This is a genomic window from Cognatishimia activa (genome assembly GCF_001458335.1).
Taxonomy (GTDB): Bacteria; Pseudomonadota; Alphaproteobacteria; order Rhodobacterales; family Rhodobacteraceae; genus Cognatishimia; species Cognatishimia activa.
Genome location: NZ_CYTO01000024.1, coordinates 271326 through 291010, shown reverse-complemented (window position 1 = coordinate 291010; position 19685 = coordinate 271326). Strand labels below are relative to the sequence as shown.

The 19685-nt window shown below is 51.4% G+C and carries 12 protein-coding genes; 8 read left to right on the top strand and 4 right to left on the bottom strand.

Annotated elements, in window-relative coordinates:
- Positions 1 to 51: 51 nt before the first annotated feature.
- Positions 52 to 891, top strand: a complete 840-nt coding sequence (locus tag TA5113_RS12525) for a class I SAM-dependent methyltransferase (protein ID WP_058316484.1) — start codon at positions 52 to 54, stop codon at positions 889 to 891.
- Here the strand turns inward: TA5113_RS12525 and TA5113_RS12520 are convergent.
- The 4 genes from TA5113_RS12520 to TA5113_RS12505 all read right to left on the bottom strand — a co-directional run bounded on the left by TA5113_RS12520 (position 888) and on the right by TA5113_RS12505 (position 12253).
- Positions 888 to 2576 carry a glycosyltransferase family 2 protein gene (locus TA5113_RS12520; protein ID WP_165589416.1) on the bottom strand — a complete coding sequence of 563 codons (1689 nt, stop codon included), beginning with the start codon at positions 2574 to 2576 and terminating at the stop codon, positions 888 to 890. The genes TA5113_RS12525 and TA5113_RS12520 overlap by 4 nt on opposite strands.
- Before the next feature lie 178 nt (positions 2577 to 2754).
- A complete protein-coding gene (locus TA5113_RS12515) occupies positions 2755 to 3588 on the bottom strand; it encodes a glycosyltransferase family 32 protein (protein ID WP_058316742.1) in 834 nt (277 codons plus the stop codon).
- Positions 3588 to 4937 carry an aminotransferase class I/II-fold pyridoxal phosphate-dependent enzyme gene (locus TA5113_RS12510; protein WP_058316481.1) on the bottom strand — a complete coding sequence of 450 codons (1350 nt, stop codon included), beginning with the start codon at positions 4935 to 4937 and terminating at the stop codon, positions 3588 to 3590. The genes TA5113_RS12515 and TA5113_RS12510 overlap by 1 nt, the downstream gene beginning before the upstream one ends.
- The gene (locus tag TA5113_RS12505; RefSeq protein WP_058316480.1) at positions 4934 to 12253 is read right to left on the bottom strand and encodes a type I polyketide synthase; all 7320 of its coding nucleotides are present in this window, start codon (positions 12251 to 12253) and stop codon (positions 4934 to 4936) included. The genes TA5113_RS12510 and TA5113_RS12505 overlap by 4 nt, the downstream gene beginning before the upstream one ends.
- Positions 12254 to 12477: 224 nt before the next feature.
- Between TA5113_RS12505 and TA5113_RS12500 the strand changes: the two genes are divergently transcribed.
- From TA5113_RS12500 to TA5113_RS16795, 7 genes are all read left to right on the top strand, one after another.
- Positions 12478 to 13242, top strand: coding sequence for an ABC transporter permease (locus TA5113_RS12500; RefSeq protein WP_058316479.1), 765 nt, complete (start codon positions 12478 to 12480; stop codon positions 13240 to 13242).
- Entirely contained in the window at positions 13239 to 13889 is a 651-nt protein-coding gene (locus tag TA5113_RS12495) for an ABC transporter ATP-binding protein (RefSeq protein WP_058316478.1), read from the top strand. The genes TA5113_RS12500 and TA5113_RS12495 overlap by 4 nt, the downstream gene beginning before the upstream one ends.
- A gap of 81 nt (positions 13890 to 13970) precedes the next feature.
- The gene (locus TA5113_RS12490; RefSeq protein WP_058316477.1) at positions 13971 to 15218 is read left to right on the top strand and encodes a KpsE/RkpR family capsule polysaccharide export protein; all 1248 of its coding nucleotides are present in this window, start codon (positions 13971 to 13973) and stop codon (positions 15216 to 15218) included.
- Positions 15219 to 15257: 39 nt separating this feature from the next.
- Positions 15258 to 16367: a polysaccharide biosynthesis/export family protein gene (locus TA5113_RS12485; protein WP_165589415.1), complete on the top strand. Its 1110-nt coding sequence runs from the start codon at positions 15258 to 15260 to the stop codon at positions 16365 to 16367.
- Positions 16368 to 16624: 257 nt separating this feature from the next.
- On the top strand, positions 16625 to 18679 hold the full coding sequence (locus TA5113_RS12480; protein WP_058316740.1) for a glycosyltransferase: 2055 nt from the start codon (positions 16625 to 16627) through the stop codon (positions 18677 to 18679).
- Positions 18680 to 18682: 3 nt separating this feature from the next.
- Positions 18683 to 19441 (top strand): sulfotransferase family protein, encoded by a 759-nt coding sequence (locus TA5113_RS12475; protein ID WP_058314800.1) that lies wholly within the window; start codon positions 18683 to 18685, stop codon positions 19439 to 19441.
- A 72-nt stretch (positions 19442 to 19513) separates the two neighbouring features.
- On the top strand, positions 19514 to 19685 hold a 172-nt coding region (locus TA5113_RS16795; RefSeq protein ID WP_131726494.1), incomplete at its 3' end, for an NAD-dependent epimerase/dehydratase family protein.

Genomic DNA, 19685 nt, shown 5'->3' with positions numbered 1-19685 from the left:
ATAAAGGGTGTAACGGGGTTTGAGGAACCATATATTTTAAAAGGACACAAGGTGCCTGATTTACTTCGCGCCCATTCATCTTTTACCAAACGACTTTTTGGATTTGCTTTTCACCTGTTTGATCTGGTGGCCTATGAGGTGCTCTATCGCCTCTCCCCTGCCCGCAAGTTTTGGTTCTTTAACGGCGGCTACCTGCCGCTGGATTCCGACTATATTCAAATGTCCGAGTTCGAGGGCGAAGATCATAGCGCCATGATGTATCATCAGGCAGGCCATACGCAGATCGCGGCCTTGAACCCTGCCCCCAAAAACATCCTTGATGTGGGCTGCGGACAAGGGGGCGGTATGGTGTACCTCTCCCGCCTGTTTCCAAACGCTAGCTTGACCGGAACCGAACGCAGCCTATCAGCCGTGTCTTTGGCCCGCCGCCGCACGGCACCTTTGATTAAGGCAGACATCCAGCAAGGCAAATCCAATGGCTTGGCCTTCCCGGATGAGAGCTTTGATTTGCTCATCAGCGTCGGTGCGCCGACCTATTTCGGGTTGACGCTTTTTGTCGACGAAGCTGCGCGCGTGATTGAGCCTGGCGGCATTATTAGCCTGAGCGGAGGCTACCGTCAGGGGGATCATGAAAAGATCGAAGCCGAGCTGCGCGAAGCAGCGGCGGCCAACGGCCTAGAGTTCATCAGCTACCGAGATATCACGCCAAATACATTTGCCTCATTGAAAGCCGATATCCCGCGCCGGGAAAAGGCTTTGGCCAAAGTTCCATGGCCCTTCAGCCTTTATGCGGTCAAATGGGCCGATATGCCGGGCAGCACGGAATATGAAGAATATGAAAGCGGCAAACGCGCAGATTTTGCCGCCGTCATGCGCAAACCCGCGCGCTAATCGCGCGGGGCGTTGAAGGCTTTTTGCCATTCGTCGGGATGGCGGAGGGCTTCGAGGTGCGATTCAACCGCGCTATCATGCTGACGGTCTCGCATTGCGTATTTTGTACAAGCGATTGCGGATTTTATGATCAAACGCCATAGGCTTGCGATACGAACAGGATAGACTACAAACTTGCTCTCTTCTGGATTGCTCGCAGTGACATATTCGCGCCCCATTACTGCGCTCGCTTGTGGACCTGTGTGGAACTTCACGGGTGGCTTCCGGCCGGTTAAAGCGTTCATATGAATAGCGGCGATGCTGCTGATACACATTTTAATAATCGCGAGAACAGACGTATCGAGAGGAACCTGCGTCCCTTCCACATGATCTGGTAACTCCTTAGCAGAGACCTCTTCTGGACCTTCCAGATTGGCATTGAGTTTCATCAAAGCGGCGTGTTTGGCTTGACCGTTAAAGGTGTTTGAGGCGCGCGTTAGATCATTGATTGCCAGAAGCGCAAATTCGGTTGCGCGGTAGCGGTGGACCAAGATCAAGCACAATAAAAAACCAAACAAATATAATGCATCTCGCTGAATCCCAGTGTTGGGGTGTAAGATCGATAGCGCGATCCGGTTCCGCAGATTATAATACATTAGCCAATCGCTGCCCTTATGGGCAAAACTCTCGTGCCATACGGGACAGCCCGGCAATGGGAGAATTTGAATTCCGCCCTCTCGCAAGCGGCAGCCATATTCAATGTCATCACCCCTAATAAACAATGGAGGCGGCAGCCCAACCTTTCTGATGGCGGCGGTCGGAATGACACAATACCACCATGCGTTATAATCAACATTCAATGTCTCAGAGAATAGTTTTAAGGATCTAGGTCGATCCACTGCCGTGTTTTCACCAATGGGCGTTACGAACATTTGTGGATGTAGGTTGCCACCAGCTTCAAAGAGTTTGGTCGGATTTTCAATCTCCAACATCTGACCACCAACGGCAACATTTTCGTCGGCGAAACGCAGGAACAGCAGCGTTTTCTCCAGCATCCTCGGGTCTAGGATGATGTCATCGTCCATCAACAACAAATGTGTCGTTGGCTCTTGGGAGGAAATAGTTTCATACATGCTTCGGGTGAAGCCGCCGCAACCACCCAAGTTAGGCTGCTGAATAACACTTATCCACGGAGAATTTAGCGCTGAAATTAATTCGGAATTCGAGAATGCCTCACCTTGATTAACGACCCAAACCTTTTGAATCGCGGGGGTTCTGATCACCTGTTCATTGATCGCAGACACTGTTTTTGAAAGATCACTTTCGCGATTAAACGTGCATAAACCCACTGATAAGCTTGGTTCACAGAGTGGCTTCCCGTCAGTCACCCAACTTAGATCTTTTACCGATAAATCGTTCTCGGCCTGTAATTTGATATAGATGCGCCCATTCTTTGGATGGGAGTCCAGCCACATTAATGTGGTGCCCGCACTTGAAGTGGTCTCGAGTAGGGTCTCGTTCTCGAAACGATCAACATGGATCAAAGACAGGTCATACGTTCCATCTGCTTCAAGCAAAACGCCAAGTCTGTCTATTTTGCACTTACTGTTCCAAACATCTGGAAAGAACGCGTTTATGTAGGTGTTTCCAGTCACGGTTCCGCCAGCGGGCACATCCCCCAACCTGTCCATTTCTGAAGAATTCAATGAGCTTCCTTCGTTCAGATAGACTGAGTCAGGACGCCCATATGCCGGAGCGAGAAACCTTTGGATTGGAGTGGCGTGAATTGATTTCTGAGCTTCTGGCATTTGATGAGGTCAATTGTGCAACTTGTGCAACATTCGTTATTTACTGAGGTTATTTTCAGGTAGCACGCATCTTAAGTCATGCATCCAAGCTTTCTTCTCTTAGGCGCTCCGCGAAACTATCCTTCGGAATGCCATCACGTGCAACATACCGAAACGCGCTGTGCCAAAGATGAATGGTCTTTGTATCTGGGCTGATCGATCGCAAGAAAGCCTCGTCTTCCATGAGAAACCTGTCAACTTCGCGATAGCCCACTGGAAAATAGTATCGGTGATGGCGCACGTGTCGCTTCATGTTTAGTTTTCTGACGAAGTAATTTAAGGCGATCGGCCCAAACTCTGCGTATCTTGCAGCTCCCGGACAAAAGGGGCGACCATCCAGCTTTTTGTTTATTTTCCGTTTCAAGATTGGCGAAAGCCAAGGTGGCATTTTGTAGGGCTTCGTCGTCAAGTCGCTGAGTGCACGCAATATTGGAGAAGCCGCAGGCAGCCACATAACAGCGTTCCCTGCCATGGCTCGATACGGGTTCAAAACATTCGACCAGCTCCGCGGCCCTTCCCAACCAAGAAGCATCGGCTCTTCACAAGACAGTGGATTGAGGCAGTAGACGTCCCAGTCAATCCAGATGCCACGGCTCTGCTTCAAGAGCTCGTATCGAAATACATCGGAGAAAGGGGCCGTTGAACCAAACTGTTCAGGCTGCGCTATCCCATCAAATGTAAAGAAATCGGAGTATGGAATAACGTCTTCGGCCGGTAAGACAGTGACACCGCGCGGGACATCGGCGACGTCTTTATAAGAATAAAGATGCACCGGATGGCCACAACGCACAGCAGATTTTAGACAAGCACGTGTAACCCAGCTGAGCGTATCCGCGTCAGCAAAAGTCACCAAAGGCATGTCAGTTGACATCAAACGATCTCGCTGATCGCGTCTTGAACAAGGGTTTCAAGCGGTCCGTTTTTGAGGTCCGTCAGGATGTCGACAGTAGTGTCAATTGCTGTCTTCATTTGTTCCTGCGTATGTTCTGACGATATAAAGAACCGCAAACGCGCCTGGTTCATTGGCACGCCCGGAAATACGATTGGCAAGACGTTGAAGCCTCGAGCCAACAACTCATCGCTGGCCGCCATCGCGAGGGCAGAGTGGCCAACAATAACCGGGACAATCGACGATCCGATGCTTAATCCAGTATCAAGACCGGCAGCTTGCACCGTTTTCATGAAAAACGTGCCATTGTCTTGCAATCGGGTCACGCGTTCCGGTTCGTCGTGCAAAATCTCTAGGGCTTTCAGAGCCGCTGCAGCAAGATTTGGGGCAAGTGCAACGGAATAAACCGAGCCAGGCGCTTCGTATTTCATAATGTCGATTAGCGCAGCAGATCCAGCGACGTAGCCGCCGGTTGAGCCCAAAGACTTACTGAGCGTTCCCATCCAGACATCAACAGCGGCGCCGGGAAGATCGTAAACTTCGCGTACGCCTTTCCCGGTTGCGCCAATGCATCCCAAGCCATGGGCCTCGTCAACCATCAGCCAGAAACCGTATTGCTTTTTAAGCGCAACCAGACGCTGCAGGTCGGGGATATCCCCATCCATAGAATAATGACCTTCTACGACCACCAAAGTGGCGCGATATTTGCCGGCGGTTTCTGCAAGGATGGTTTCTAGCGCGTCCAAATCGTTGTGTGTAAAGCTGCGGCGGGACGCACCGGACAACTGGATACCAACGGTGGCGCTATTATGGATATAGGAATCCGAAATGATCAGGTCGTTTTTGCCTGTTATCGTTGCGATGACTGATACGTTTGTCGCGTGCCCTGACACAAAGGTCAGCGCGGCCTCGACGTCGTAATGCTCAGCGAGCGCCGCTTCAAGCTGGGTGTGCACAGGCCGTTGCCCAGCGGTTAACCGGCTGGCAGAGGCAGAAACGCCATAAAGATCAATCGCTGCTTTGGCAGCGGCCGCAGGACGAGGATCTGCGTTTATGCCAACATAATCATAAGAGCCAAAATTGATGACCTCTTGGCCATCCATACGGCTGGTCGCCCCTGCCCGCACATCGTGTTCGCGGAAGGTCGGATCGCCAAGGTTTTGCAACTTGCCGATTTGGCGCACCATCTGGCGTTCTTTGTAGCCAGAAAAGCTTTCAAAGCTCGGACTCGGGGTTGCTTTTGCCGGCGCAGAACGACCCAGAGCGCTCTTTGCAGCACTTAGAGCACGAGACCGCTCTTCGCTAGAAAGTTTCGATTTGCGTCTGCTCATTGTGTGGTCGCAGGGTTCGGCGTGTTCATATGCTGACGTTCCCAATTTTGGGTGATCTTGCGGGATTCAGAGTCTTGGCCATCCTCAGAATCATCAGAACCGCCAGATTGAATGTGTTTTACAAACATTTCAGCAATGTTCTCAATACTAACGTCATCCGCCAGAACAGGGACAGGAAGATCATCTCCAAGCGCTTCTTGTGCGGCGAGCCCCATCTCAACACCCATGAGGGAATCCATCCCATATTCCGACAGTGGTCGACTTGCGGAGAGCTTGGAATCCGGCACACGCAAAATCCCGGCAACTTCGGCACGCAAGAACGCAACCGCTTTTTTCATTGCTTTTGCGAAGGGTAAGCTCTGAAGCTCTGCCCGCAAATCGCCCGCGTCGCGACCCTTGCCGGAACTCTCGGCAAGCTGCTTGAGCCGTTCGTGGCTTGGGCGATGGAGGATCTTCAATGCGGCCAAGGATGGCCCCCATTTCATGGGCGTAATCGTGAGACAGGCGCCGGGAACCGAAGACATGCTCAAACGCCCCAGTGCGTTTAAAGCAGCCGCCGTGGTAAAGGGCACGTTGCCCGACATCTGCGCCAACATGCGCCCAAGGTTTTCATCTCGCGTAACATAGCCCGCGTCAGTAATCGCCCCCCAACCGACCGCCAATGCTGGCAAACCCAATGCGTGACGGTTCTTGATCAGCGCTTCCTGATAGGCATTTGCCGCCACATAAGCCGCTTGTCCGTGGTTGCCGATCATTGTCGCCAAAGATGTGAAAGCAATAAAGGCCTGCAAATCATCTTTGCGGGTTTCGATATCCAAATTTTCAAGACCGACGGTTTTCACTGGTAAAGTACGATCCAGGGATTCCGCAGAGATCTGAGCGAGCGGTTGATCTTCAAGAACCATGGCAGAGTGAAAGACTGTCGCCAAAGGCGCTTTCTGTCTCAACCGATCAAAGGTTTGTTGAACCTGTGTTTGCGCAGTGATGTCACAGGCCAAAATCTCAAGCTCGACACCGCTTTTCCGCAGAAGATCAAATCTTGGTTCAAGCTCTGGAGTCGTTTTGCCAGAACGGCTCAGCAAAGCGATGCGGCGTGCACCTCGCGTATAAAGCCAATCCGCCACCTCAAGGCCAAGGCCGCCAAGCCCACCTGCAACCACGTGCCAACCTTCAGGGTCGGCGGAAAACGCATCAGCTCCGGACAAAGGATTTGTGTCTGAAACTTGCGATTGCGGTGCCACGACGATTTTGCCGATATGACCGGAACGTTGCATCAAACGGAACGCTTCGACGGTCTGGTCTGCCCCGAACTTCGTATAGGGCAACGGCGGATACTCTCCGGAAGACATAGCATCCATAACATCTTTGAACACACGGCGCGCCATGTCAGGACGATCCGCAAGGAAGCTATCTACATCTATCCCAAAATAAGAAATGTTGTTCTTCAGAGCCCGCAAACCGACATGGGTATTGGCGTAGTAATCCTGCTTGCCAAGCTCAAGGAACCGGCCGTAGGGACGCAAAAGTTCCAGGCTGTCTGACATGGCCTGACCCGCCAAAGAGTTCAGCACAACATCAACACCGCGAGAGTCGGTAAGGCGCCTGATTTCCCTGACAAATGTTGTATCACGGGACGAAAGAACGTGTTCGACACCCAGTTCACGCAGGAACTGTTGTTTGACAGGACTGCCCGCTGTTGCAATCACCGTCGCACCAATCTTTTGCGCGACGGCAATCGCCGCGAGGCCAACGCCCCCTGCCCCGCCATGGATCAACACCGTGTCTTCAGGCTGCAACTGGCCCAAAGTTTCCAACGCATAATGCGCTGTGAAGTAAGCCACTGGCAGAGCCGCCGCATCGTCAACTGGCAAATCTTCTGGCAGTTTGGTGACCCATGATTGATCACTGATCAGATGAGACGAGAAACACGCAGGACCGAAGGCCAATACCGCATCGCCAACTGAGACATCCGCAACCTGCGAGCCAACCCGGCTGACATGGCCCGAACATTCCAAACCAAGAGTTGGACCAGCAAAGCCCGTTTCCAAGGCTTCTTCCGGCAAGAGGCCCATTGCCCACATAACATCGCGATAGTTGAGGCCCGTCGCAGCGACCTCAATCTCGACTTCGGTCGGCTCAAGGTCACGCCGCGTCTTTGATGTCCATTCAAGTTTTGCCAAACCACCAGAGACAGATCGTTCTAGGGAGGCCCCTTCAGGCAGCGCAGAAATGTTCTGCCCATCTTCAAGTTGCGGCAAACCTTGGCGGACACGCAGCGCCAACGGACCATTTGGAGTGAGGACAATCTCACTTTCATCAGGCAGAGCGTCCAATGTGTTCACGATGATCTCGGACTGCTCAGACCACTCGAGCGGCTCAACCTGAGCGATATCGATTGCTTGAATGCGGATCTGCGCGAATTCGTTGCCGATTGTTCTTAGCATCGCCCAAAGCGCGTGTTGCGCGGGCTGTGCAGCAGAACCTTCACCGTATTGCGCACCATTTGGAACAACAGCAACCAAGCCGCGTTTCGCCTCGACGCATTGGACAGCAATATCGCGAAGGCACAGAAGACGGTCAGAGATCGCCCTGTCTTCTTCGTTCCGGTTACAAAGCACCAGAACCGGAGCCTTTTCGTCCGCCGGCGTTACCGTATCGAGAACGCCAGATTTCCGAACCACTTGCCCATAGCGCGCAAACCAGATGTCTTCCCAACTGGATGGTAATTGCGTATCTTCGGTTTTGGTATCGTCTGACAGTATGCTTACGCGTTTTGCGCACAGGAACAGCTCGCCTTGGCCGTAGCCATCTGGGATATCCAATTGCGTAATTGTTTCAAATCCGAGGCGATCGAGCGTCCGGCGAAGCTGATCAGGAGCCACTTCTTGGGTCGTGCCATCAGGTGAAAGTGCAGAAATCGCAGCATTTAGGGCTGGGACAGCCGAACACTGCACAATCAGATGACCACCCGGACGCAAACAAGAGGTCAGATGCGCCGCAGAAGCATCTTCCATCAGTCTTCCGGGGTCTGCTAGCACAACGCATTCTAGGGCTTGTGCTTCATCCGCTTTGATCTTGTATACACCTTCAAGGCCCGCAGCCTCTTCTGCTTCAGAGAGAAGCTCGAATGTTTTCAAACCATCATAAGCATCTGAAAGATCGGCAAAGACTTTAAGACCGTTACCCGCTGCGGCGACGCGCAGACGCGCACTTTCTGGATAGGTGCGCAAGACTTCTTTGGTCAGCGCCGTCACCAGTGAAAGAGCCGGTTGAGGGACCGTGGTCAGCGTGTTGGCCACATGGTGACCAAACAATTGGCTGGCCGCATCTTTTTCTGGTGCAGCCTCTGAAAGATATTCATGCACGGCACCTGGCAAACGCAGCAACGCCGACAATTCGGAAACAAGGTCCGGCTTCTCATCCAGAAGAGCAAGTCCAATGGTTGCAGCATCCGGCAAATCGCATGCCTCTGCGATCAACCAGCCGCCGTTCTCGGCGTCTTTATGCGCAAGCCCCATAGACCCGAGCATCTCCAACCAAAGCGTTTCCGCTTTCTCAAACGCCTCTCTAGGCTCGTATTTTCGATCTGCCTTCACGGCAGAGTCAAACCCCGACCACAGCGCCTGATGCGTGGCGGCGTTCAGCAATAGAAGTGTGTCATCTTCAGCATTCGCCGCTGTCATTGCTGATTCAAAAGCGCGCTGCGCGTGGGAAGCGTCAACACTTGGAATATCAGTCACAGGCAGACAAGGTACCGCGGCGAAATGATAGGCGTGATCATCAAAATCGATCTGTGGAACCAAAGAGACCGCCTGCAAACGAAGCCCCTTCATAAAGAGCGCGGGCTGGCCATCCGGGTCAAAACCAAAGACATCGACAAGGATTGATTGATTGCCGCGGCGACGCACGATCAAACGACCGGTCGCAAGTGGCGCGGCCTTTTGAAGAACTTGAAGCCGCTCTATTCGTACTGGCAGCAAGGCCAGTCCGGCCAAATCAAACGTTGAGTTCACAAAGCCAGCGATCAGCGCGTGCAACAAACAATCGGCTTGCACCGGGTCGAACCCCTGAAGCTGCCCGCTCGCCCCAAGGCCAACACCCTCTTTCAGGCTCACCTCAAAGACATCACCGTTGATGCGCAACCGTTGGAGCCCTTGGAATTTTGGGCCATAGTTCAGACCAATACGCCGCGCATTGGCATAGGTCCATCTGCCACGATCTTCTTCTTCGCTAATCAAGCTGGGCGCGGTTTGCCCCAAGATCGTCGCTGGCTCAGACAATATCGAATAGCTTGCCCGAAGATTGTCGCGGAACATGTCTTGGCTAAGGCGGGCACGTGATTGAACAGCAATCGCACCGGTTTCAGGTGTGACCTTCGTTTTGATATCCACGCCTGCGGTCCCGGACAAAACAACCGGACCCACCAAATCCAGATTTCGGATTTCCACCGGTTTGCCTTCAGCAACCTTTGCAGCCGCCGCATAGGCCATTTCCGCAAGCGCCATGCCAGGCATGATCGACGCGTCGCCGACTTGGTGATCTTTCAAAGCTGGGAAGATCTGGTCATCCGTATCGCGGCGCCAAACCGTCGCGCCTGTACCAGTAGGGCGTCCCAAGAGCGGATGATAATCGGCGTCTGTGCCCAGCCCTTCTGTAATCGCCTCGCTGTCAACCGACTTAATCTCGGTATTTTGCCAAGGATAATGCGGCAACTGCGCCGTGCTTGGCGCGGCTTCGCTAAAGAACGCCCCTTCCTCATGCGCGCACCCTTTAAGGACTGCAAACAGAGCAGCGCGCGACATGGGGTTCACGTTTTCAGGGTCAGATTTCGCCAAAGTATGCCCAACCGAGACATCTGCGACGGCATTTTTCTGAGCGGTGGCCGTGATATAGTTCGCAAGAACGGGTTGAGCGCCAACTTCAAGAACAGACTTAAAGCCCGCGACCAGTGCAGCATCAACCGCAGCGCCAAACTGTACCGGCTGGCGAATGTTGCGCCACCAATAGTCGATGGTCAGCAGATCCCATTTGACCAAACAACCTTCGGTACTTGAGAAAAACGGGATATCCGTTGATTTCACCTGAAGCCCATCCAAGGCCTCATGCAGCTCTTGTTCATAAGGCTCAAGCTGCGCACTGTGATAGGGGTAATTGATCGGCAAAATGATGCAGGCCAAACGGTGCGCCCGCTTCACCCACTTGGAAAAAGCGGTCAGCTGGTCTTTGGGCCCAACCAGCGTAACGCTGACCGGGCTGTTGATCGCCGCAATTTCCACTGGCCATTCATAGTCAGCATTTTCCGCATGGTAGGCGTCCAACAATGACAGAGCATTATCCGCATCCGTTTGGAACGCAGCCATCGTACCTTTATTCACAAGCCGCGACTGAGGTTTACTCCGGCTCACAACCAATGACACTGCCTGTGCTAAATCCAAGGCGCCGCACGCCCAGGCCGCCGCAACTTCGCCGGCACTATGGCCGACAACAGCGGCTGGCTTGATACCCCGCGACGCAAGCGCATGAGTCTGCGCCGCTTGGTCCGCAAACAACAGGCTCTGGGCCACCAGGCAGTCATCAAAGTCTTCCGCGACCAAACCGCCTTCCAGTTTCTCGACAAGAGACCAGCCCGTATGGCTCTGAAACTCTTGGTCGATCTTCAGGTACATCTCACGGAAGGCTGCATCTTTGCGGAAAGCCTGCAAGCTCATGCCCGCGTATTGAGCACCATTGCCGGAATAGGCAAAAACAGTCGGCTCGTTGCGCACTTTTGACTCTGCCGTCACAACGCGTGGGTCTTTTTCACCCCTCGCAAAGGCAGAAAGCGCTTCCGACGCCGTCGACGCTGACCCAGCGAGGACACCCAAACGCTTTGGATAAAAACCGCGCCCATGCCACAGTTGGTCGGGCAGTCCGCCCGGCTCAAGATCAGCTGGCGCCATATCTTCAGCGAATATTTCAGCCTGTTCTCTCAGCGATGCTTCGCAGAAAGACGATGTCACAAAAATCCGCTCCGGAGCATTCGGTGCAATTGCAGGCGCTGCGGGTTCCAGAGTCACAGTCTCCAGCACACAGTGCCCATTTACGCCGCCAAAGCCAAACGAGCTCACGCCGGCCGTCAGTTTTTCAGAGGCTTCAAACTCAACACCTTCCCGCGCCAGGATCAGGTTTTCTTCCTCAAAATTGATATGCGGGTTCAGTTCATCCGCGTGTAATGATGGCGGAAGACGCTTATCCTCAAAGGCGATTAGAGTTTTGAGCACCCCAACCAAACCGCTGGCTGGTTCAAGGTGTCCGACATTCGATTTAGCAGACCCAATCGGCAGTGGCGCATCTCTATGAACCGCAAGCGCACGGCCCAATGCGCGCGCCTCAATCGGATCGCCAACCAAGGTGCCCGTGCCGTGGGCCTCAATGAAACTCAGGTCATTTGGAGAAACTTCTAGGGACTCATAAAGCCCCGTCAGCAAAGCACGTTGGCCTTCCTCGCTTGGCAAAGCCACGTTCATGGTGAAGCCGTCAGCGTTGGTGTCACTGCCAATAAATTTGGCGCGCGCCCGCGCTGGGGCTTTGCTGTCGCGCTGAAGAACAATCGCAACACAGCCTTCACCGCGCACATACCCGTCAGCATTTGCGGAAAACGACTGGCAGAGACCCGTCTCAGAAAGCATCCGCGCCGCGGAGAACCCAACAAAGCTTCCCGGGTTCAAAAGGATGTTCACCCCTGCAACGATCGCGGTGTCCACCCTGCCCTCTTCCAAAGCCTGGCGTGCCTGGTCGAGCGCCACCATGGCTGAAGAGCACGCGGTATCAACGGTGAAACTTGGCCCACGCAGGTCGAATGCATGTGAAATTCGGTTTGACACCAGCGACAACGTATTGCCTGTCATCAGGTAACTGTCCGCCAAAGCGGCATCTTTGCCCAAGATGGTCGCGTGATCCATGCTTGAGGCACCCACAAAAACACCCACCTCTTGACCGGCAAGGTCTTGGGGTTTCAAGTGCGCATCTTCAAGCGCTTCCCAAACAACCTGCAGAAGAATCCGTTGTTGCGGATCCATCTGATTGGCTTCACGCGGAGAGATGTTGAAAACCGAAAGATCAAAGCCCCAAATGTCATTCAGGACGCCTGCAGCGAAAGTATATGATTTCCCTTTGGTGCCGGGCGTGGGATGGTAAAATAAGTCGTGCTGCCAACGATTAAGAGGGATTGACGAAACTGCACAGCGACCATCTTGAAGAAGGTCTTTGAATTCAATCGCGCTGCCTGCGCCTGGAAGTCGACAGGCTTGGCCGGTTATGAAAATTTGTTTAGTCACGTCGTAATCCAGTCAGTCGAATCAATTTACGGAATGGTCTCGCTCTGGGATCTAGCCAATCGAAAATCAACCGGTCGTTTCTTCCGTCAATTCATAACTTCAATACATAACAGCGTTTAGGGGAAAATTTCTATAAGTTGCAACCCATACCCTGCACATCGGCAATGAATTGCAATTGACATCCGGTGATAAATTAAGTGCTTTGCCGCTGAACGGAGCAAGATGTGAAACAATTAAGAACTCAGATGCGTGTTATCTTTGCGCTCGTACTGCGCGAAGCACGCACAAGGCATGGACGGGCCAGACTCGGCTATGCGTGGGCAATTATTGAGCCACTGGCAATGATTACCTTTTTAACGCTGCTCTTTTCTCAATTCCGCACGTCTAACGGCCCAGACGGTAATTTTGCATTGTTTTTTGCCACCGGCGTATTGGCCTTCCAAGCCTATCGGAACACGTCTGTCTATATCTGCAACTCATTCGCCCAAAACAAAAACCTGTTCAACTATCCAATGGTGAAACCGATCGACGCGGCCCTTGCTCGTTTGTTTCTTGATTGTGCGACACATGTTTTTGTGATCGCTCTTGTGCTCATTGGCCAAATTGTTCTCATGGATGCGAACCCGCCTCATGACATCCCCTACATGGCATTCGCTATGTCATTGCTTTTTTTCATGGCACTTGGTGCCGGGCTGTGTTTGGCCGTCTTGCGTAGGTTTTCTCAAGCCGTATTCAGCTTGTACCTAATTGTTATGGGACCGGCTTTCTTCCTTTCCTGCGTTTTTTATTCGCTCGCAACTGTTCCAACCGGCTTTAGGGAAATTCTTAAGTTAAATCCGCTAGTCCATGGCGTAGAAGGGTTCAGGACGGGTTACTACGCCGTCTACCCAAATGATGACGTAAGTCTTTTTTACCTGTTCACATGGGCGGTTACACTTAATTTCCTTGGGTGGATTGGTGAGAGGCTAACCAGGTTTCAAAATCAATGATCGAACTTTTCAACGTCTCCAAAACCTACAAACTAAAATCTGGACGCAAGACCATCTTAAATGGTGTTACGGCCTCAATTCCATGGAAGAACATCGGGGTCTTGGGCCGAAATGGCGCGGGAAAATCAACGTTTTTACGGTTGATTTCTGGAATCGAAGAACCCGACTCCGGCATCGTTAAACGATCAAAATCCTTCTCTTGGCCCATCGGTTTTCGCGGAAGTTTTCACCCGATGCTAAGCGGGATAGAAAACGTGCGTTTTGTCGCCCGCCTTTACGGTCAAAACACCGAAGAAATGATCGACAAGGTCGAGGATTTTGCTGAGCTCGGCCAATTTTTTTACGAACCGGTCAAAACGTATTCTTCGGGAATGGGAGCACGACTTGCCTTTGGTTTGAGCATGGCGATCAAATTTGAAGTTTTTCTGGTCGACGAGGTCATGGCGGTTGGAGACGCAAAATTTCAAGCAAAGTCCAAAGCTGCATTTAAAGCAATGTTACCAACTTCAAGGATAATCATGGTCTCGCATTCAATGTCTTCCATTCGAGAATATTGCGATTCAGGATTGGTCATTGACAATGGACGCATGACCTATTTTGAAGACCTCGAAGAAGCGATCGCCCGCTATGCAGAACTGAACAAGTAAAGCAGCGTGCAGAAACTAAGCATTGCTCGCTAGATATTAAAACGACTAAATTGACCAAGGTACGACCAAAGGAACGGCCGGATGGATTCTGAAGCGGCTTCTCAAAAAGATAAAAAACCGGCTAATGCCCCGGGTCAAAATGTGCATGTATTAAACGCAAAAGAAGTTCAAAAGCGTTCGCACGGTGCCCAACGCCGACGTCGTCGGTGGACAATTGCAAGCTTTTTCCTTTTGGTTCTCGCTCCACTCGTTGCAGTGATCTACTACTACACTTCGGTCGCAGCAGATCGCTATGCTGTTGAGACCAAGTTTGCAATCCGGTCGGCCTCGGGGTCTTCGCCAACAGATTTCTTGGGGATCGTTTCGACGGTTTCGACAGCCACTTCGACAACGACCGACAGTTACATCCTTATCGATTTCATCGAGAGCCGTGATTTGGTTGATCGTCTGAATGAACGATTTGATCTATTTGAAATTTATAACCATCCAAACGCTGATATTCTGACCAGATTAGATCCCGAGAAATCAGTCGAAGATGTTGTGTCATACATGCAGCGCATGATTTCGGTCTATTTCGATACCTCATCCCAGATCATTACCTTAGAAGTTCAGGCATTCACTGCAGAAGATGCGCAACGTGTTTCCGCTGCAATCCTCGAGATTTCAGATTCTCTGGTCAATGAAATTTCGGAACTCGCGCGAAGAGATGCGATGCGCAGTGCAGAGAAAGAAGTCGCGCGAGTTGAACAACAACTCGATGATCACAGGCGCGCGCTCACGGCGTTTAGACAGTCCCAACAAGATATTGACCCGTCAGCATCCGCAGGGGCTCAGATCCAACTTTTGGGTGAACTTGAAGGCCGTTTGGCTGAGGCGCGTGCGCGGCTAGATTCCTTGCAAGGATTTCTGACTGACGAGGCTCCAAGCGTTCGCATTCTAAAAAGCCAAATATCTGCAATTGAACAACAACTGGATGAACAACGAAATCGATTGGGACGCGGACAACAAGCCGGAACTTCCGACGGCGCGAACCCCAATTCCGCGTCAGACAATACGTTAACCTCTCGCGTTGGAACATACGAAGATCTCGCCATCGATCTTCAGTTTTTGCAACAAGCCTATATTACAGCGCTCGCCTCTCGCGAAGCCGCCCGCCTCGAAGCCGACCGCGCGCAACGCTACCTTGCAGCATTTGTAAAACCTGCAACACCTCAGCGCTCCACCTACCCCAAACGCATTCAGAACATTTTGATTTTTGCGAGCTTCGCAGTGATGCTTTGGGGCATTGGCGTCATGATCGTATACGTAATTAGAGAGCATAGTTCTTAGATGTCGGCCACAAAACTTATCCGCCGCACGCGAACCAATTTGATCGCGATCTTTAGCGCTGCTGCGCTTACGGCCTGCAGCAGTCTCCCGACTCAGGGTCCGTCGGCGGGCGATATCCTTTCGCCAGATGAATCTTCCAATTTTGAGCTCGTCCAAGTAGATGCAAAAATTGCTTCACGAATGTCTGAAGCATATGCGCGCGGTTTTTCAGCCCCGTTTATCAACGCCCCCTTACTCTCAACCAGCACTCGACTCGGGGTTGGGGATATTATTTCAGTGACGATTTTCGAAGCTGGTCAAGGCGGTCTCTTTAGCAATGACAAAGGTCAGGTAAACATTCCGCAGATCGTGATTAATCCAGAGGGCAAGATCTCGATACCATACGCATCTGGGATTCACGCACTTGACCGCACGCCCCAAGAAGTCGAACAGCAGATCGTCGATGCCTTGGCAGGAAAAGCACTTGAACCTCAAGTGATCGTTACTGTTGTCCAAAACGCCAATAATGCAGTCACGGTTCAAGGCGTTGTGAACCGCCCTGCGCGCGTGACTCTAAGACTTGGCGGGGATAGACTGTCCGAAATCTTGGTCGCTTCAGGGGGAGCGCGCTTTCCACCCCACCAAACCACGGTTTCCGTAACGCGAAAAGGAAAGTCATCCAAGGCGTCAATGCAGCGTGTTCTAGATGATCCCCGTCAAAATATCGCAATGCGTTCAGGGGACATTGTCACCGTATCGCACACGCCGCGCAGCTACACGATCATGGGATCGGTCAACCGACCTGCTCATATTCCTTTCGACAAAGAACGGGTGACGGTAATGGAGGCCGTAGGAAAAGCCAGTGGTTTGCTCGATCAACGAGCAGATCCAGCTGCAGTTTTTCTATTCAGACGCGAAAGCCAAAATACTTTGAAAGCCTACGGCAAGTCCTCTTCGGATTGGTGGCCAACCACACGCGGCGGCATTCCGACAGTTTATTGGCTGGACATGTCAGAACCCTCGGCCCTTTTCCACGCCCAAGCTGCACCGATGCGCGATGGCGATCTAATCTATGTTGCTAACGCGGATACGATCGAATTCTCGAAGGTTCTAGACTTGTTCGGATTGACATTGACGACGGCAGATAGAGCGATCGATTTTGGCCAGTAAAAACCTGCCAGCTTCGCTGAATACCGTTAGCACAGCGCAATTGATCCTATGGTGAATTCAAAAACAGCGTGATTTCTAGGCAAAAATAAGCAGGAAATTGACGTTTTCGACGATACTTTAGAAAGCTCTTGCGAGCACATCTGTAGCGTGTATTTGAAGCATGAAAAACTCATTTATGTCAGGTACTGCTTAGTTCAGTACTTCGCAAATCGACAAAGTTAATCAGGACCACAATTTGTGTTCGTCGGAATAGTATCATGGAATTCTGGGAAGAAATGGCTCGTCTGCAACTTATGAACCCGAAGAAAGATCGCTCCAAAATCCAAAAAGCGATTTTGTATCTAAGGGAACTGGCTGGCGATAAGAAAGTGCATCGCCAAGAGAACCGCCTTGACGTTCTTGAGCAGCTGAAAGATTCGATGCTTGAGGGCGATGCTCTGCAAGTCACAAGCGCAACGGCCGGAGACGCCATTGCCGTTCCTCCAATCACCAAAGATTCTCATCCCGGCATCAGCCTTGTCACTTGCAGCATGAACCGATCTGAGAATCTTTTGAAAGCATTGCGCAGTTGGCTGCCACAAAGCGAAATCTCTGAATTAATCATCATAGACTGGGGCTCTGACGTACCAGTCGCTGAAACCTTGCACAAAGAGGGAATCTTTGATCCCCGCATCCGATTGGTGCGCGCCCCTGATGAAGCACGCTGGATTCTCAGCTATGCATTCAATCTTGGCTTTCGTTTGGCAAAGTTCGACAAGATTTTAAAAGTCGACGCTGACATAGTTTTATCCGACGATTTCTTTGACAAGAACACTCTGATTGAAGGGAGTTTTATTGCCGGGAATTGGCGGGAAGCCGAGCAGGGTCAGGAACATGTTAATGGCTTCTTCTACCTTCATAAGAACGATCTTGCTGAGATAGGTGGCTTTAACGAGTATATCACCACCTATGGCTGGGATGACGATGATCTTTATTCCCGCCTGGATGAAATCGGCATAAAGCGCGAGAACGTCGCGCCCAGCACCATTAAACACTTGGATCACTCTGATGAAGAGCGTTCAGAAGATATTCTCGGTGATGTACCTGCGTTTTCGGCAATTGACGAAATTCGCAACGACACAATGTTCAAGATCCGCCGCAATCGCTTCATTGCCAACGTGATGCCCGTCTGGAACGGACAAGGCGGCTTTATACCTTTACCATTAAAGCAACAGCCTTTGGCGGATGAGACGATCGAAGTCCGGCGCGTAGGATGGATAGACGCCGAAGTGCCGCCGCATGTTGAAGATGACGCCAATTTTTACGCCTTAGGCGAACTGGCGTCGTGGAGGCTTGGCAAACAAGTGCTTGGATTGGAAAGAGGACAATTGCGCTCCCTTCTTCGCAAATCCTTCGCGGAAATTGAACAACAAGGCCTCAAAAACCTTCTGTCTCAAGACGTCCCAACACCAGAAATCTCTGTTCCTCGCCGCAAACTGTTTATCGACGCACAGCACGGTCTCGGCAACCGCCTCCGAGCAATTGGATCAGGTGCCGCAGTCGCCGAAAAAACGGACCGCGAATTGGTCATCGTTTGGGAACCAGACGCACATTGTGAAGGGCGCTTGTCGGATCTCTACGAATATGACGGGGCTGTTGAAGAGGTCGCCTTCTACAAAGACGCTGAAAGCCGCAACTGCCAACTTTACAACTACATGGAAATCGAAGACGGCGCGGTCAAAGATGCCCCGATCACATTGGATGACGGCAAGGATCTATACGCGCGGGCGGCCTATGTGCTCAACTCCCCCCTCTCCTCTTGGGAAGACGAAAACCGCTTTTTGCAAAGCTTAACACCCATTGAACCGGTTCGCGCGCTTGTGGACGGCGTGCGCAAACCCAACGATGTCAGCGCCCATGTCAGAATGGTGGGCGGAAGTGAGTACGAACACTTGGCCTATGAATCCTTGGACAACTGGACAGCGGAAGGTCACGCAGAAACCGAAAAATGGCGCAAACGCAGCCACTTTTCTCATTTCTTAAAGCGCATCGACACGCTGATCAAAGAAGGTAACGCAGAGCGGATTTTCTTAGCCGCAGATAAACCCGAAACCTATGAGGCGTTTCAGGCCTGCTACGGCGATCGCGTCGCCTACCTTCCGCGCGAACTTTATGACCGTTCTGCCGAGCAATTACACTATGCTTTGGCCGACGCGCTTTTACTCGGATCTTCCCCATTGCTTTTGGGCTCGACATGGAGTTCTTTCTCCGAACTTGCGATGCGTCTATCACCGCAAAAAATGACTATTGAGATGAGCGGAAAGGATTTCTAAGAAATGACACGAGAACACAACCAAAGCTTTGCGCTAGAAAATATGGTTTTCTTGTCGAATTCTGTTCCGAAGTCAGGTTCGACCTTTCTATTTTCTATGCAACAAATGTTCCTGCGTGGATTCGTCGAAGGTCAAAAAAAATGCGACTATTTTGAAGAATTACGCCGTGAAGGAGCAGAATTTCGAGGTTCCTACGTAGCAAATTTTAATGATGACGCTTTTTTGGACACTCTAAAGAATGGAACGCGCAAGAACGGTCCATATGTGTTGAAAACACATGGTTTGATTAATGACAGAATTCGAGAAGTTTTTTTAGCCGAGGACCACTTACAGGCTTCTTTAGCAGTGCGCGACCCTTTAGAGATTTTTTTCAGTGCGACTGACAACTTTGTTAAATCAGGTGAGTTCCCTGAATTTTCAAAACCCGAGGTAGGTATCGAGACGATTGTCGGGTACTTTTCGAAAATCTTTCGGTCTGTGCAAATCACATCTCAGAAAAAGCACATCCCAATCGTACGATATGAAGATATTGTTTCTAACCCAAACCAGGCATTGATCTCATCTCTCGCCCCAGACATCCAATCATTGTTGCTTCAAAAAGTATCCTTAAAGGCATTGGATGTTGAAACTGCCTCAGAACGCGCATCCGACCGAATGAATAAGGGGGAATTAAAACGTGATTTGTCTCGCTATGATCCCGCGCTAGTAAAAGACGTTTGTGACGGACTGGAAGAAACACGTCGGATGTTTGGCTACGTGTGAGAATGCAAACACCCGAATATCCGACCAAGAGCTAAATTCAACATACAAGACACGTATCGGAAGCAACTCGAAATGACCCAAAAAACAGCACTCGTCTGCGGCGCAGGCGGATTTATCGGCGGACATCTTGTAAAGCGTCTCAAAAGCGAAGGCTTCTGGGTGCGCGGCGTCGATTTGAAATTCAACGAACACGCAGACACCGAAGCGGATGATTTTGTTATCGGCGATCTGCGTGAGCAATCCG

What these genes read in the sequence shown, in the direction of transcription:
- TA5113_RS12510 (WP_058316481.1), bottom strand. Translation starts at nt 4,937, where the DNA reads ATGAGCAGACGCAAATCGAAACTTTCTAGCGAAGAGCGGTCTCGTGCT.
- TA5113_RS12475 (WP_058314800.1), top strand. Translation starts at nt 18,683, where the DNA reads ATGACACGAGAACACAACCAAAGCTTTGCGCTAGAAAATATGGTTTTC.
- TA5113_RS12515 (WP_058316742.1), bottom strand. Translation starts at nt 3,588, where the DNA reads ATGTCAACTGACATGCCTTTGGTGACTTTTGCTGACGCGGATACGCTC.
- TA5113_RS12490 (WP_058316477.1), top strand. Translation starts at nt 13,971, where the DNA reads ATGGATTCTGAAGCGGCTTCTCAAAAAGATAAAAAACCGGCTAATGCC.
- TA5113_RS12495 (WP_058316478.1), top strand. Translation starts at nt 13,239, where the DNA reads ATGATCGAACTTTTCAACGTCTCCAAAACCTACAAACTAAAATCTGGA.
- TA5113_RS12480 (WP_058316740.1), top strand. Translation starts at nt 16,625, where the DNA reads ATGGAATTCTGGGAAGAAATGGCTCGTCTGCAACTTATGAACCCGAAG.